This window comes from Pseudoalteromonas sp. Ld19 (assembly GCF_045064135.1).
GTDB classification, from domain to species: Bacteria; Pseudomonadota; Gammaproteobacteria; order Enterobacterales; family Alteromonadaceae; genus Pseudoalteromonas; species Pseudoalteromonas aliena.
The window spans coordinates 400,342-414,866 of the sequence record NZ_JBISHA010000021.1; the positions used below are offsets into that span (position 1 = coordinate 400,342).

Genomic DNA, 14,525 nt, shown 5'->3' on the forward strand with positions numbered 1-14,525 from the left:
TCCTTATGGTGCAACTGCTTGCATCATTAATCCACAAAAATAAGCCATATACGTACCCACGCCATAACCAAGTACGGCTAATAATACACCCACTGGTGCAAGCGACGGATGAAATGCTGATGCAACAATAGGCGCTGAAGCGGCTCCGCCCACATTAGCTTGTGAGCCCACTGCCATATAAAATAATGGTGCTTTAATTAGTTTAGCAACTAATAACATTAAGCTTGCGTGCACCAGCATCCAAATAGCCCCTACTAAAAACAAGCCAGGATTATCAAAAATGGCGGTTACATTCATATGCAAACCAATCGCAGCAACTAAAATATATAAAAAGCTAGAGGCCACTTTTGAAGCGCCAAACGCTTCTATTTGCCTCACTTTAGTAAACGATAAACTAATACCAATTGTCGTTGATATAACTATTAACCAAAAGAACTTACTGTTTAAGCTGTATTCTTTTGCCCATTCATAGGTGCTACCAAAATAAGGTCCAAGAAAGTCAGCGCAAAAATGCGCAAAACCAGTAATACCAAATGCAATAGCAAGCAACACCATATAATCATTAAGTGTTGGTATACGAGCATGTTCTGCATGGTACGCTTCTATCCGACGTTTTAAACCTTCAATTGCGCTGGTATCTGCACCAATTGCGGCATCAATTTTTTTATGATTTGCTGCCATTAATAATAAAACAGCCATCCAAATATTTGCCACGATAATATCAACCGTCACCATAACAGAAAAGATATCTCCCCCGACTTCAAACATCTCTTTCATAGAAGCTTGGTTTGCACCACCACCAATCCAGCTACCAGCAACCGTTGTCATACCGCGCCAAACAGCATCAGGACCGTGGCCACCAACAATACTCGGATCAACAGCACTGACGACTAAAATAGCTAGAGGCCCACCTATAACGATACCCAAGGTACCGACTAGAAACATAATAAGTGCTTTAGGGCCTAAATTAAGTATGGCTTTTAAATCAATGCTAATGGTAAGAAGTATTAAACAGGCCGGCAGTAAATAGCGCGAAGCTACATAATAAACATTCGACTTATTGCCATCAACAATACCGAATGTATTGAGCAATGATGGTAAAAAGTAACAAAGTAATAAAGCGGGTACGTATTTATAAAAGGTTTTTAGGGCTGGGCGTTCGCTGCTCGAGGTTTTAAAAATAAACCCTAAAATAGCAGCAAGTAAACCAAGTACAACGGCATCATTGGTGATTAATGCGCTTTGAGCTTCAACCATAACTATTCCTATTCTGTAGATGTATAAATCTTTCAACATCAATTTTGAAAGGTCAACACATCTCAATGGTGAGTTTTATTATTATCTTCTAGTTCTTCTATTTGATATTGAATGATCTCAATAGCGGGATCGTCTGGGCACTCATCAATAAAAAACTGTAAATCTGCGCGTGCCATTTTAGGGCAATCTAATTGATTTAATAAATAGCCTCTGTCGCGTCTTTCATAAGGGTCATCACCTATTAATTCCATTAGCATTTCTACACAGGCTAAAGCGTGACCAAATTTATTTTCACTAATAAACGACCATTTTTGCTGCGCTAAAAACAACTTATATACCTCATCATCAAAAATGAGTTCTAGGGGTTCTTGCTCTTGACCATCATCCTCATCTGCATTTTCAGGGATTATATACCAGCTTTGTTGCCCACTACTTGGCTCTATTATGTAACCTTCTTCATCACTGATGGCAACATGAACACCTAGTTCACCTTGGTTCAAGCTGATGCTCGCATCAAGTTTAGCGTGTTGTAAAAAATGGCAAAGCAAAATAGCTAACGTTGTTGGAGAACCACTTCGCATCGTTAGTGCGTAACTTAAACTATTTAATTTATACTCAGGTACTTTCAAGCTAGAAGCACTGAATAGCCAATTGCTATAAAAAGTATCAAGCAATTTATCTAAGCGTTCGTGCTCGTCTCTTAATTTTAAACAAAACGCATCAATTTTCTGCTCAAAGTCAGTTAAGGTTTTGAAACTTGCTGTTAAATCTATCTGAGGATCCCATTTAGATTCCGCTTTTATACAACGATAGATGGCCGCTGGCGTAAATTCGTCATAAGCATCATCAATATATGATTCATCGTGTTCATCAAACCCGAGGGTGGTCATCAATACTACAACATTTCTAGAAAACGAAGACGTAGTTTACCTAATTTTAAAGTTAGATACCAATATAGTAATGTGTTGATTATTTAAGGGGGGAGCTGCAACGAGGGCTTTACAAAACAAGTATAAAGCCCTAATTATTAAATCGTTAAAATAATAAAGCGGATTTAGACGTCGCAAAATAGCCTATAGCTAAAATAACTAACGTATTAATAATTGTGTAAATAATTTTTGCTTGCACTTGCGTTTGTTTAGAACTTTTAATGCCAATAAAAATATAAGCCACTACTAATACTATCTTTTCTAAAAGCCATAATTGCTCAAGCGGGTTGATTTTTGCCACATATACTAGTGCCAATGCAGAAATTAGTAGCAAGGTGTCTGTACTGTGGCTACCAATAAATACCAGTTTGTTCTTTGCTATTTTACCACTTCCCATTCTCGAAAAAGAACGAACATAAAATAAAATCACACTTAATAATGCAATTGCCATGTGTGAGTGTTTTACTGCTAAATAATCCATATGCCTCTAAACTTCTGTTTTAAAAAATACTTTAATCGGGAAAACGGATAAGAACCGCTTCCAACTCATTAATTTTGTCGTTAAAGATGTCAACAAGCTTAGGCTCAAAATGCTTGCCCTTTTGCTCATTTATTTCATCGATTACATTTTGTAATGTCCAAGACTCTTTATAACAACGTTTGTGGCGAAGTGCATCGTATACATCTGCTAATGCAACAATGCGGCCAAATATATTAATATTTTCACCTTTCAAACCTTGAGGATAACCTGAACCATCCCACTTTTCATGGTGTTCTTTAGCTATAACCGCACCGGCATTCACTATTTCATGTGGTGAATCTTTTAAAATAATATACCCTTTTTCTGTATGGGTTTTCATCACCTCCCATTCTTGGGCATCTAATTTGGCAGGTTTGTTCAACACTGCATCAGGAATACCGACTTTACCGACATCGTGCAATGGTGATGCTAAGCGGATCAACTCCGCATTATGCTTAGATAAACCATAACCTGTTGCTAAAATATGGCAAATATGTGCAACACGCTTAACATGATTACCTGTCTCACTTGAGCGCTGCTCAACGGCTTCACTTAATCTAAAAACAAGCTCTTGCTGCGTCGCTTCAATTTCAGATTGTAACTGTACATTTTCAAATGCTAATTGCACATTTTGCGAAAAAATTTCAATTAAATGGCGCTGCGTCTCTGTTAAATTTTTCGGTATGCCTGATATAAACAGCATTGATTTATGATTATATTCACTCGTACAGTATGCAAAAAGATAATTATCTTTGTATATAATCGACTTATTAATTAGCGCTTGTTCACAAGCCATTAATTGGCCTTCTTCTAGTACCTGCTCTAACTCTTTACCTTCACTTTTCTCAAAATCCCCCGTGCCAGAACACACAATTAGTTTTTTATTATTTCTTTCCTCTGGATTTTTGGCTACTAATGTGGTCGCGTACATAGCTTGTTCGGCGATACCTAAGAGAGAAACGAGCTGTTGCATCACACCTTCAATAAAGCTCTCTATTGAATGCGCCGAAAATATATCTCTTGATGCTTTTATTATTTTTTCTAGCCCTTCTCGCGATTGCTCTATGGTTATGATATCGCGATAAGAGCGAAGGCTTGACATAATAACAGTAAATAGCTTTTGCGCGGTTAATTCTGTTTTCGATTTGTAATCATTAATATCGTAATTAACAATTACTTGCCTCTCGGGCGCTTGCCCTGGCTGGCCTGTTCTTAATATAATACGGATATGGTTGTTTTGTGCTATTTCACGGATATACTTAGCGACCTGTAAGCCCGCATCATCCGTTTCCATGACAACATCGAGCAATACAATCGCTGCATCTGTATGTTTGTCTATTAGTTGTTTTGCTTCAGCACCAGAATAAGCACTTATAAATTCTAAGCGCTTATTCTGAAACTCAAAATCACTCAATGCTAACTTTGTAACAGCATGAACTTCAGGCTCGTCATCAACGATTAATACTTTCCAGGTGCCTTGCTCAATCTCACTAACTGATTCTTCTGGCTCGTCCGAAAACAAAAAATCACCCATCATAATAAAAATTCCTTCATGGCATTATTTAACACACAAGCAGGCAATTGTTATTTTTCAAGTCCACTGTGCGAGTGTTACACGGTCATTATCACCAAGATCTTTAACTGTTTTAATATTAATAAACGCCATTTGTTTAAAAAAATCACGAACAGCTTTACCTTGATCAAAACCGTGCTCTATTAAAAGATAGCCATTAGATAGTAAATAGTCACGTGATTGTATAATTATTTGTTTTATATCAGACATTCCCGAATCATCAGCAACCAAAGCTGAAAGCGGCTCAAAGCGAACATCACCTTGATTTAAATGTATATCATCACTCTCAATATAAGGAGGATTAGTGACAATTAGGTTAAATTTTTCATTTTCCAGCGCACTAAACCAATTACTTTGTTTAACGTTTACATTATTGATCGCCAAACGCTGTTGGTTGCGCTTAGCCAATACTACCGCTTCATTCACTCTATCTACTGCAATAATATTCCAGTTAGGCATTTCACTGCCAAGCGCCAGTGCGATTGCCCCCGTGCCAGTGCCTAAATCAAGCACTTTAGCTGTAGCAGGTACAGCCACTTCAAGTGCTTGTTCTACTAACGTTTCGGTATCAGGTCGAGGTATTAAAGTTGTTGCGTTAACTTCAAGCGACAAGCTCCAAAATTCACGTTGCCCCGTAATATGTGCAACAGGTTCACCGTTTAAACGTCGTTGGCAAAATGTATTAAATTGCTGTTGTTGTTCAGCATTAAGCGCATGCTCTGGCCAAGTGAAAAGGTAACTGTGAGGTTTTTGAAGAATATGAAGCAGTAAAACTTGTGCGTCTAATTTGGCGCTTTCGCTGCTAGCGGCTAATAATTCAGCCCCTGCAGCAATAGCTTGTTCGAGGGTTTGGCTCACAATTACTCGTCGCCCATCGCGGCAAGTAAATCAGCCTGATGCTCTTGCATTAACGGGTCAATAATCGCGCTTAAATCACCGGCTACCACTTCGTTTAAACGATAAAGTGTTAAGTTAATACGGTGATCAGTAATACGACCTTGCGGATAGTTATAAGTACGGATTCGTTCAGAACGATCGCCACTCCCTACTAAGTCACGACGTTCAGATGCTTCTGCCGCATGACGCTTTTCATCTTCAGCTTGCTGCAGTCGAGCTGCAAGTACAGACATCGCTTTAGCACGGTTTTTATGCTGCGAACGTTGGTCCTGACACTCAACCACAACCCCTGTTGGTATATGCGTAAGTCGAATAGCAGAATCTGTTTTATTAACGTGCTGGCCACCTGCGCCTGATGCACGAAATGTATCTACTTTTAAATCAGCAGTATTAATTTGAATCGCTTCGGCCTCCGGTACTTCAGCCATTACCGCAACTGTACACGCAGAAGTATGAACACGGCCCTGAGATTCAGTTTCAGGAACGCGTTGTACGCGGTGTACACCTGACTCAAACTTTAATTGACCGTAAACGCCTTCGCCACTGATATTCGCTATAACTTCTTTGTAACCACCGTGCTCACCTTCATTGGTGCTCACAACTTCTACTTTCCATTTTTTAGTTTCTGCATAACGGCTGTACATACGAAATAAGTCACCAGCAAAAATAGCCGCTTCATCACCGCCCGTTCCAGCACGTACTTCAACAAACACATTGTTGTTATCTCGCGGATCTTTTGGCAGCATTAATACTTGAATTTGATCTTCAATTACCAGGATTTGTGCTTTAGCTTCTTTATATTCTTCTTGCGCCATTTCACGCATATCAGGGTCAGAATCTTTAAGCATTTCTTCTGCACTGGCTAAATCGTCTTGCGTTTCTTTATAAGTTAAAAACGTTTTTACGATTTCTTCAAGCTCAGAATATTCTTTTGAAAGCCCACGAAAACGATTTTGATCACTAATGACCGACGGATCGCTTAGTAGCGCTTGTACTTCTTCATAACGCTCAACTAAGGTTTCTAATTTGTTGTAAACAGACTCTTTCATTTAACGGTTATTCCTGGTCAATACCTAACATTTTTTTCAACTGATTTAATTGAGCCACTTCACCTTTTTTCGCTGCATCTTGAATAGCACGGGTAGGCGCGTGCATTAAGCGATTGGTTAATTTATTGGCCAACTCTAAAATTACTTTTTCTGCATCTTTACCACTAGAAAGTTGGCTAACAGCTCTTTCTACTAATTCCGACTTTATTGTTTGAACATCGTTTCGATAATGACGAATTAACCCCACTGAATCGAGTGAACGCAACCACATTAAAAACTCTTTAGTGCGTTCGGTAATAATAATTTGCGCTTGCTGTGCTGCTTGCTCGCGCGCAGCCATATTTTCGCTGACAATCGTTTGCAAGTCATCAACTGAATATAGATAAGCCGCATCGAGTTCACCAACTTGGCTTTCTATATCGCGCGGCACAGCAATATCAATAAACAACATAGGTTTATTGCGGCGCTGTTTAAGCGCCTGCTCTACCACGCCTTTTCCTACAATAGGAAGTGTACTTGCAGTAGAACTTATAATTATATCCGCTTTATGTAAACGCTCTGGTAACTGCGCCAATGCAATAACATCAGCCGACACTTCATCAGCTAAATTGCGTGCTCGCTCTATTGTTCTGTTTGCTACTGTAATTTTTTGTGGCTCATTTTGATATAAATGTTTAGCAACAAGCTCTATGGTTTCACCCGCGCCTATCAATAGCACATTTGTTTTATCAAGTTTGCCATAAATATGCTTTGCTAAATTAACAGCTGCAAATGCAACAGACACGGCACTGGCGCCTATATTTGTTTCTGTGCGAACTTCTTTAGCTACCGAAAATGTTTTTTGAAATAAGCGATCAAACGTAACACCTACAGCGTCGTGGGTTTTAGCACTATAATAAGCTTGCTTTATTTGCCCAAGAATTTGCGGTTCGCCTAGGACTAATGAATCTAAGCCACACGCGACACGCATCAGATGATTTATTGCGTCATTGTCTTCGTGACAATATATATTACTACTCAGTTCATGTTCATCTAAACCATGGAAACTGGCAAGCCAAGTCAACAGTATTTGGGAATTTTGCTGTGCAAGGCTACAATAGATTTCGGTTCTATTGCACGTAGAGACAATAACCGCTTCATTAAAGTCAGCATGACCGCTTAATTGTTGTAACGCCTCTGAAATTTGCTCAGGCGAAAAAGCTACTTTTTCACGTAGTTCTACGGAAGCGGTTTTGTGATTTATACCTAGTGCTATTATGGTCATATTTGCCAAATATTGCTGAGCCCTACTTTAGGACGGCAATTTTACCAAAAATCAGCGGAATATGGAAAGTAAGGAACAACATTTGACTCGACAATATTTTATTTTAGCTATAACTTTTTTATTTTTAGGCGGCTGCGCTCAACAAATCGCATCTAAAACAGTGCTTTATGATGATTGGAAGCCTCGCCTTGTGAATCAAAAAACTTGGCATGTAGAAGGTAAACTTGCGTTTATAAGCCCCGATGAACGCCAATCTGCAAACTTAAATTGGCAGCAAAGGGAAAATAATAATGATTTAGTGCTCACATCATTTATTGGTACACGTATTTTGCAGCTTAAGCAAACAAGTAAAATGGCTGAACTTGAGTTTGATGACAAAAAGTATTTCGATACGGATGCTGCACGACTTCTTAAGCGGTTAACAGGTTTTACACTGCCCGTAAATAATGCCGGCAGTTGGCTAAAAGGCACCATTGACGATCAAAGCTTAGTCGTTGATCAACTTGGTCGGGCAAAGCAAGTACTGTGGTTTGATAACAACGGAAAAAAATGGCAAATAGATTACAGTAGCTACATACAAAGTGAAGGCTATTGGCTACCAACCAAACTGACGTTAAAGCATCAACAGATTAAAATTAAAATTCAACTCTACGATTGGCGATTTAATTAAACATGGTTAGAACAACTTCTTTTTCAGTTATTGCACCTGCAAAGCTCAATTTATTTTTACACATTAATGGTCGTCGTGCTGATGGCTATCATGAGCTTGAAACACTATTTACCTTTTTGAACTTTGGCGATGAACTGTCTTTTGAACTTACAAGCACACCCACTATTTTAGTAACGGGTGATACTAAAGACATACCTTTAAATGATAATCTTATCTACAAAGCCGCTTTATTATTACAAACGCAGAATAAATCGCAGTTAGGTGTAAAAATAAATTTAATTAAACGCCTGCCGATGGGAGGCGGTGTTGGAGGAGGTTCATCAGACGCAGCCACAACATTATTAGCACTTAATAAACTCTGGAATATAAATAGTAGTGTGGATGAATTAGCTGATTTAGGGCTACAATTAGGCGCGGATGTTCCCGTATTTATACGCGGTCAAAGCGCCATAGCACACGGCATTGGCGAGAAATTACAGCACGTAGAACTTGAACAGAAATGGTACTGTGTTGTGCATCCAAATCAGCATGTAAGTACGGCTAAAATATTCACGCATCCAGACTTAAAACGCGATACGCCAAAAATTTTAGGTGATTGGAAATGCCAAACTTTGAGCAACGATTGTGAGCCTTTAGTTAAAAAGCTCTGTCCTGAGGTTGAAAAAACCCTCCAGTGGTTGCTAAAATACGCCCCGTCGAAGATGACCGGAACAGGTTCATGTTGTTTTGTTGAATTTGCTAGTCAAGTTCAAGCACAAGATGTACTTGCTAATCTCCCCCATACTTGGCAGGGGTTTATCGCATCAAGCGTTAATACTTCCCCTGCTCATACGGAGTTAGCCGCCATATTCGATCAATGAAGTAACGTAAAAGTAATCATAAGTTAACTCGCAATGATCTTTATCATTGCTCGTTAGTCCAAAATTTCAGTGCCTGAGGAACCCAACCGTGCCTGACATGAAGCTCTTCGCTGGTAACGCAACACCTGAGTTAGCTCAAAAAGTTGCAAAACGTTTATATATTGAATTAGGCGATGCTGTTGTTGGCCGTTTTAGCGACGGTGAGATCAGTGTTCAAATAAATGAAAATGTTCGTGGCTCGGATGTTTTTATCTTGCAATCAACCTGTGCCCCTACAAACGATAACCTTATGGAACTTATCGTTATGGTTGATGCCCTACGTCGTGCGTCTGCAGGTCGTATTACTGCCGTCATTCCTTATTTTGGTTATGCCCGTCAAGATCGTCGTGTACGTTCTGCTCGAGTACCAATTACAGCAAAAGTTGTTGCCGATTTCTTATCAAGCGTAGGCGTTGACCGTGTTCTTACGGTTGATTTACATGCTGAACAAATCCAAGGCTTCTTTGATGTACCTGTTGATAACGTATTTGGCAGCCCAGTATTGCTTGAAGATATGAAAGCTCGTCATTTTGAAGATGTTGTTGTTGTATCTCCAGATATTGGTGGTGTTGTACGTGCTCGCGCAATTGCAAAACTTCTAAACGACACTGATTTAGCTATTATTGATAAACGTCGCCCTCAAGCGAACGTTTCACAAGTAATGCATATTATTGGTGATGTTGAAGGCCGTGATTGTATTATCGTTGATGATATGATTGATACCGGTGGTACGTTATGTAAAGCTGCTGAAGCACTTAAAGAACATGGCGCTAAGCGTGTATTTGCTTACGCTACGCACCCTATTCTTTCTGGTCAAGCGGCTGAAAATTTGCGTAATTCGGTTATCGATGAAGTAATCGTAACTGATTCAATTCCGTTATCTGAAGAACTAAAAGCACTTGATATAGTAAAAGTACTAACGTTAGCAGATATGTTAGCAGAGACTATTCGTCGTATTAGTAACGAAGAATCTATTTCAGCGATGTTTGAACATTAAAGTTAAACATTTTTGAATATAAAAGCGCCTTTTGGCGCTTTTTTTGTGGACTGTGTATATTTTACAAGTTCGCAGTGGTATGATAGCGCGCCTTTTGGCTGGGGTCCTTGGTCGCAAAGGCCCCACACTTATAATTATTGGAGACATTATGTCTAACAAAACTTACACTTATGACGCTGAACTTCGCGTAGAAACTGGTACTGGTGCGAGCCGCCGCCTACGTCGCGAAGACAAAGTTCCTGCAATCCTTTACGGAGCTGATAAAGAAGCCCTATCTCTTACTTTTGCTCATAAAGATATGATCAAAGCACAAGAAGACGAAGGTTTTTACACGCATATCCTTACGCTTAACGTAGATGGCGAAGCTGTTGAAGTAATCTTAAAAGATATTCAACGTCACCCATTCAAGCCTAAGCTTACTCACCTTGATTTCCAACGTGTAGATGCTACTCATAAATTTCAAACTAAAGTTCCTCTACACTTCATCGGTGAAGAGATTGTAACTAAAGCTGGCGCAACTGTTGTTCACCAGTTAACTGAAGTTGAAATTACGTGTCTTCCAAAAGCACTTCCAGAATTCATCGAAGTAGATGTTTCTAAGTTTGTTGTTGGCGATTCAGTTCATATCTCAGATCTTACTTTCCCTAAAGGCGTTAGCTCTGTAGATTTAGCTAAAGGCGAAGGCCATGATCAGTCTATCCTGACTATCAAAGCAAACAAAGCAGCTCCAGTTGAAGACGACGCTGCAGCAGCAGAATAATTTTTAAGGTCTCGCAACCTTGAATTCTATTCAAATGCTTGTGGGCCTGGCTAATCCAGGCCCCGAATACGCAAACACACGCCACAATGCAGGTGCTTGGTTCATCGAGCAAATCGCTGCACGCTATAACTGCACTCTAAAACACGATCCTAAATATCACGGCCTTACAGGCAAAGTGATCATTCAAGGCCAAGAATTCAAATTATTGATCCCCACTACTTACATGAATTTAAGTGGTAAAGCGGTCGGTAGTTTAGCTAATTTTTTCAAAATCCCTGTCGAAAGCATTTTAGTTGCTCATGACGAATTGGATTTAGACCCAGGCGTTGCCAAATTAAAAAAAGGCGGTGGGCATGGCGGTCATAATGGCTTAAAAGACATTATTGCAAAAATGGCAAATCAAAAAGACTTTATGCGCTTGCGCATTGGTGTAGGTCATCCGGGGCATCGTGAAATGGTAACTGGTTGGGTGCTTGGAAAAGCGGTCAAAGAAGACCAAGAAAAAATGGATGCTGCTGTTGATGAAGCAGTTCGTTGCATGGAAATACTTGCAAAAGATGGTGTGTTAAAAGCACAAAACAGACTACATTCGTTTAAACCCTAGTAACTTGGGTCCAAGTACACCGTTTAAACGAATTCTAAACAAGGTATCTTACTATGGGTTTTAAATGTGGCATCGTTGGCTTGCCTAACGTTGGTAAATCAACGCTTTTCAATGCACTAACCAAAGCGGGTATTGAAGCCGCTAACTTTCCTTTTTGTACCATTGAACCTAATACAGGTGTGGTGCCGGTGCCAGATCCTCGCTTAGACGAACTTGCTAAAATTGTTAACCCGCAACGAGTTCTTACCACGAGTATGGAATTTGTAGATATTGCCGGTTTAGTTAAAGGCGCATCCAAAGGTGAAGGCCTTGGTAATCAGTTTTTAGCTAATATTCGTGAGACTGATGCAATTGGCCACGTAGTTCGCTGTTTTGAAGATGAAAACATCATCCACGTAGCAGGCACTATTGACCCTGCTGACGATATTGATGTAATCAACACTGAGTTAGTACTTGCTGATATGGATAGCGCTGAAAAAGCCCTTTTCCGTAATGCAAAAAAAGCAAAAGGTGGCGATAAAGATGCTAAAGAGCAAAATGCTGTACTTGAAAAAGTAAAAGTGCATCTTGACGAAGGCTTAACTTTACGTGCTTTAGCATTAACTAAAGAAGAAAAAGCAGCAATCAGCTCTATAAACTTTTTAACTATCAAACCAACAATGTATATTGCAAATGTTGCTGAAGATGGTTTTGAAAATAACCCATACCTTGACCGTGTTCGTGCTATAGCTGCTGCTGAAGATGCGATTGTTGTTCCTGTATGTGCCGCTATCGAATCTGAGCTTTCAGAATTAGATGACGAAGACAAGCTTGAGTTTATGGCTGATCTTGGTCTAGAAGAGCCAGGTCTTAACCTTGTTATTCGTGGTGGTTATGAATTACTACAATTACAAACTTACTTCACAGCTGGCGTAAAAGAAGTACGCGCATGGACAATCCCTGTCGGTGCAACTGCACCACAAGCAGCGGGTAAAATCCATACCGACTTCGAGCGTGGCTTTATCCGTGCGCAAACGATTGCTTTTGACGACTTTGTTGCTTTTAAAGGCGAAAGCGGTGCAAAAGAAGCGGGTAAGATGCGTCAAGAAGGTAAAGAGTACATTGTTAAAGATGGCGATGTAATGAACTTCTTGTTTAACGTATAAATAAAATTAAACCCATTTAGATGGGAATTAATTTTTAAAGGCTCGTGTTTACGAGCCTTTTTTGTATCAGCTAAATACAACAGCCACTCAGCATAACCCCCTCCACTGCATTAGCAAAGCACCTAAAAGCGTGTTTATACCAACCTGTATAAGTATAGGAGCTATTTAATACCAATCTGCTTATACATGGGCCTATTTAACGTTAAGAAAATTACGCTAGAACTAGGCTGAAATTTTGAATAACGTTATCATGTGCTCCAAAGGGCAGCACATGTTTGGCATTTATAAAGCGTTATAACGTATTAATGCCAAACATCACAGGCACAGTCTTACATAAAACCAAACACACTACAGCCAAATTTAACCACCAAAGATAAACACGCCCAAAGCCATCTTAACGAGTGTACGCGCATTATGATCAAACAAGTTTAAATTTTAATCATTAAAAACCAACCATCTCGAATGTTAAAAGGCACTAGTTGCTAATTTCTCTACTTTGGTTATGAGGCTGAATTAAAAAATTTCAGAATAAACGAGATGTTGAACTTTAAAGGGTGTTAAAAAAACAGCATTTTTATTAAAATTTAGCCGGTTAGCTTAATTTTCCTGCAAACAAACACAGTTAAGTGTTTTTTTGCAAAAAAGGTGTTGACGAATTTGGGTCATATCAGCATAATACGCCCCGCACTCAGCGATGAAGTGCTAACAAAAAAGATGGCTAAGTAGCTCAGCTGGTTAGAGCACATCACTCATAATGATGGGGTCACAGGTTCAAATCCCGTCTTAGCCACCATATTTTTTGTTGCTCAATGAAGAGTTTAAAATAACTACCTTGTGTGCGGGAGTGGCGGAATTGGTAGACGCGCTGGATTTAGGTTCCAGTATCTTAGGATGTGAGAGTTCAAGTCTCTCCTTCCGCACCATAATTCTTGATAAGAATTAAAACTATCAATTGTTATTGTTGGGATATCGCCAAGCGGTAAGGCACCAGGTTTTGATCCTGGCATTCCCAGGTTCAAATCCTGGTATCCCAGCCAACAATGGCTAAGTAGCTCAGCTGGTTAGAGCACATCACTCATAATGATGGGGTCACAGGTTCAAATCCCGTCTTAGCCACCATTTCTTTTTTAGAAGTGGCTCTGCAAGAGTTAAATTGCACTCAATGAAGAGTTTAAAATAACTACCATTTCTTTGATTAATTCAAAGTGATATGCGGGAGTGGCGGAATTGGTAGACGCGCTGGATTTAGGTTCCAGTAACTTAGGTTGTGAGAGTTCAAGTCTCTCCTTCCGCACCATGTTCTTGATAAGAACTCAAATTATCAAATATTCTTAGTTGGGATATCGCCAAGCGGTAAGGCACCAGGTTTTGATCCTGGCATTCCCAGGTTCAAATCCTGGTATCCCAGCCAACTTCTTCTACCAAAGAAAGTTGGATATAAGAATTACTCTTGCTTAGAGTTTAAATTAGCAGACTAGTAATGCGGGAGTGGCGGAATTGGTAGACGCGCTGGATTTAGGTTCCAGTAACTTAGGTTGTGAGAGTTCAAGTCTCTCTTTCCGCACCATGTTCTTGATAGGAACTCAAATTATCAAATATTCTTAGTTGGGATATCGCCAAGCGGTAAGGCACCAGGTTTTGATCCTGGCATTCCCAGGTTCAAATCCTGGTATCCCAGCCAACTTCTTCTACCAAGAAAAGTTGGATATAAGAATCACTCTAGCTTAGAGTTAAAATTAGCAAATTAGTGATGCGGGAGTGGCGGAATTGGTAGACGCGCTGGATTTAGGTTCCAGTAACTTAGGTTGTGAGAGTTCAAGTCTCTCCTTCCGCACCATGTTCTTATTAAGAACTAAAATTAATTCAAATTTATAGTTGGGATATCGCCAAGCGGTAAGGCACCAGGTTTTGATCCTGGCATTCCCAGGTTCAAATCCTGGTATCCCAGCCAATTTGTTAAA

At 39.7% G+C, this 14,525-nt stretch carries 13 protein-coding genes and 10 tRNA genes; 16 read left to right on the forward strand and 7 right to left on the reverse strand.

Features of this window, described 5'->3' with window-relative positions; genetic code table 11:
- Positions 1-3: 3 nt before the first annotated feature.
- From ACJJVZ_RS13685 to hemA, 7 genes are all read right to left on the reverse strand, one after another.
- A complete protein-coding gene (locus ACJJVZ_RS13685) occupies positions 4-1,257 on the reverse strand; it encodes a DUF819 domain-containing protein (RefSeq protein WP_405601257.1) in 1,254 nt (417 codons plus the stop codon).
- 62 nt (positions 1,258-1,319) lie between these two features.
- Positions 1,320-2,147 carry a tetratricopeptide repeat protein gene (locus ACJJVZ_RS13690; protein WP_405601259.1) on the reverse strand — a complete coding sequence of 276 codons (828 nt, stop codon included), beginning with the start codon at positions 2,145-2,147 and terminating at the stop codon, positions 1,320-1,322.
- A gap of 145 nt (positions 2,148-2,292) precedes the next feature.
- The gene (locus tag ACJJVZ_RS13695) at positions 2,293-2,667 is read right to left on the reverse strand and encodes a SirB2 family protein (protein ID WP_405601261.1); all 375 of its coding nucleotides are present in this window, start codon (positions 2,665-2,667) and stop codon (positions 2,293-2,295) included.
- A gap of 31 nt (positions 2,668-2,698) precedes the next feature.
- Positions 2,699-4,243, reverse strand: a complete 1,545-nt coding sequence (locus ACJJVZ_RS13700; RefSeq protein WP_405601263.1) for a DUF3369 domain-containing protein — start codon at positions 4,241-4,243, stop codon at positions 2,699-2,701.
- Between the two features lie 54 nt (positions 4,244-4,297).
- A complete protein-coding gene (gene prmC / locus ACJJVZ_RS13705) occupies positions 4,298-5,137 on the reverse strand; it encodes a peptide chain release factor N(5)-glutamine methyltransferase (RefSeq protein WP_405601265.1) in 840 nt (279 codons plus the stop codon).
- 2 nt (positions 5,138-5,139) lie between these two features.
- The gene (prfA, locus tag ACJJVZ_RS13710; RefSeq protein ID WP_077538380.1) at positions 5,140-6,225 is read right to left on the reverse strand and encodes a peptide chain release factor 1; all 1,086 of its coding nucleotides are present in this window, start codon (positions 6,223-6,225) and stop codon (positions 5,140-5,142) included.
- A gap of 7 nt (positions 6,226-6,232) precedes the next feature.
- Positions 6,233-7,489 (reverse strand): glutamyl-tRNA reductase, encoded by a 1,257-nt coding sequence (gene hemA, locus ACJJVZ_RS13715; RefSeq protein ID WP_405601267.1) that lies wholly within the window; start codon positions 7,487-7,489, stop codon positions 6,233-6,235.
- Between the two features lie 82 nt (positions 7,490-7,571).
- On the opposite strand from hemA, the gene lolB reads away from it, so the two are divergent.
- The 16 genes from lolB to ACJJVZ_RS13795 all read left to right on the forward strand — a co-directional run bounded on the left by lolB (position 7,572) and on the right by ACJJVZ_RS13795 (position 14,515).
- Positions 7,572-8,159 carry a lipoprotein insertase outer membrane protein LolB gene (lolB, locus tag ACJJVZ_RS13720; RefSeq protein ID WP_405601269.1) on the forward strand — a complete coding sequence of 196 codons (588 nt, stop codon included), beginning with the start codon at positions 7,572-7,574 and terminating at the stop codon, positions 8,157-8,159.
- Between the two features lie 2 nt (positions 8,160-8,161).
- Complete coding sequence (ispE, locus tag ACJJVZ_RS13725; RefSeq protein ID WP_405601272.1) at positions 8,162-9,019, forward strand: 4-(cytidine 5'-diphospho)-2-C-methyl-D-erythritol kinase; 858 nt, start codon at positions 8,162-8,164, stop codon at positions 9,017-9,019.
- Between the two features lie 88 nt (positions 9,020-9,107).
- Entirely contained in the window at positions 9,108-10,055 is a 948-nt protein-coding gene (locus ACJJVZ_RS13730; protein WP_077538386.1) for a ribose-phosphate pyrophosphokinase, read from the forward strand.
- Between the two features lie 148 nt (positions 10,056-10,203).
- Complete coding sequence (locus ACJJVZ_RS13735) at positions 10,204-10,815, forward strand: 50S ribosomal protein L25/general stress protein Ctc (protein ID WP_138584938.1); 612 nt, start codon at positions 10,204-10,206, stop codon at positions 10,813-10,815.
- Between the two features lie 19 nt (positions 10,816-10,834).
- On the forward strand, positions 10,835-11,419 hold the full coding sequence (gene pth / locus ACJJVZ_RS13740; RefSeq protein WP_405601276.1) for an aminoacyl-tRNA hydrolase: 585 nt from the start codon (positions 10,835-10,837) through the stop codon (positions 11,417-11,419).
- Between the two features lie 53 nt (positions 11,420-11,472).
- A complete protein-coding gene (ychF, locus tag ACJJVZ_RS13745; protein WP_002958547.1) occupies positions 11,473-12,564 on the forward strand; it encodes a redox-regulated ATPase YchF in 1,092 nt (363 codons plus the stop codon).
- Between the two features lie 716 nt (positions 12,565-13,280).
- A tRNA-Met gene (locus tag ACJJVZ_RS13750) sits at positions 13,281-13,357 on the forward strand.
- A 45-nt stretch (positions 13,358-13,402) separates the two neighbouring features.
- A tRNA-Leu gene (locus ACJJVZ_RS13755) sits at positions 13,403-13,487 on the forward strand.
- A 39-nt stretch (positions 13,488-13,526) separates the two neighbouring features.
- A tRNA-Gln gene (locus ACJJVZ_RS13760) sits at positions 13,527-13,601 on the forward strand.
- 5 nt (positions 13,602-13,606) lie between these two features.
- Positions 13,607-13,683, forward strand: a tRNA-Met gene (locus tag ACJJVZ_RS13765).
- A 93-nt stretch (positions 13,684-13,776) separates the two neighbouring features.
- Positions 13,777-13,861, forward strand: a tRNA-Leu gene (locus tag ACJJVZ_RS13770).
- 39 nt (positions 13,862-13,900) lie between these two features.
- Positions 13,901-13,975 (forward strand) — tRNA-Gln (locus ACJJVZ_RS13775).
- A gap of 71 nt (positions 13,976-14,046) precedes the next feature.
- Positions 14,047-14,131: transfer RNA gene (locus ACJJVZ_RS13780), tRNA-Leu, on the forward strand.
- Between the two features lie 39 nt (positions 14,132-14,170).
- Positions 14,171-14,245 (forward strand) — tRNA-Gln (locus ACJJVZ_RS13785).
- A gap of 71 nt (positions 14,246-14,316) precedes the next feature.
- Positions 14,317-14,401, forward strand: a tRNA-Leu gene (locus tag ACJJVZ_RS13790).
- 39 nt (positions 14,402-14,440) lie between these two features.
- A tRNA-Gln gene (locus ACJJVZ_RS13795) sits at positions 14,441-14,515 on the forward strand.
- Positions 14,516-14,525 lie beyond the last annotated feature (10 nt).

Bases quoted from the DNA above. Each gene is read 5' to 3' on its own strand.
- ACJJVZ_RS13685 (WP_405601257.1), bottom strand. From the start codon at position 1,257: ATGGTTGAAGCTCAAAGCGCATTAATCACCAATGATGCCGTTGTACTT.
- ACJJVZ_RS13690 (WP_405601259.1), bottom strand. From the start codon at position 2,147: ATGACCACCCTCGGGTTTGATGAACACGATGAATCATATATTGATGAT.
- ACJJVZ_RS13695 (WP_405601261.1), bottom strand. From the start codon at position 2,667: ATGGATTATTTAGCAGTAAAACACTCACACATGGCAATTGCATTATTA.
- ACJJVZ_RS13700 (WP_405601263.1), bottom strand. From the start codon at position 4,243: ATGATGGGTGATTTTTTGTTTTCGGACGAGCCAGAAGAATCAGTTAGT.
- prfA (WP_077538380.1), bottom strand. From the start codon at position 6,225: ATGAAAGAGTCTGTTTACAACAAATTAGAAACCTTAGTTGAGCGTTAT.
- hemA (WP_405601267.1), bottom strand. From the start codon at position 7,489: ATGACCATAATAGCACTAGGTATAAATCACAAAACCGCTTCCGTAGAA.
- ispE (WP_405601272.1), top strand. From the start codon at position 8,162: ATGGTTAGAACAACTTCTTTTTCAGTTATTGCACCTGCAAAGCTCAAT.
- ACJJVZ_RS13735 (WP_138584938.1), top strand. From the start codon at position 10,204: ATGTCTAACAAAACTTACACTTATGACGCTGAACTTCGCGTAGAAACT.
- ychF (WP_002958547.1), top strand. From the start codon at position 11,473: ATGGGTTTTAAATGTGGCATCGTTGGCTTGCCTAACGTTGGTAAATCA.